This window comes from Gardnerella sp. C0684A1 (genome assembly GCF_055326835.1).
Map to the genome: position 1 here is coordinate 1 of NZ_JBLTSX010000069.1, position 248 is coordinate 248.

The 248-nt window shown below is 72.6% G+C and carries 1 protein-coding gene; it reads left to right on the forward strand.

Annotated features, from left to right (window positions below; all coding sequences use genetic code 11):
- On the forward strand, nt 1-248 hold a 248-nt coding region (locus ACNEUN_RS06380), incomplete at both ends, for a LysR substrate-binding domain-containing protein (protein ID WP_463631613.1).

Genomic DNA, 248 nt, shown 5'->3' on the forward strand with positions numbered 1-248 from the left:
GGCAAGCGCCTGACCGGCCTGACCGAACCGGGCGAGCAGGTGCTGCCGGTGATCGAGCGCCTGTTGCTGGAGGCCGAAAACCTCAAGCGCGCGGCGGACGATTTCGCCAGTGCCGGCAGCGGCCGGCTGCGCATCGCTGCCACGCACAGCCAGGCCCGCTATGCGCTGCCGCCCGCGGTGCGCGACTTCCGCGCCCACCACCCGGATGTCAGCCTGCACCTGCAGCAGGGCTCGCCCCAGCAGATCGC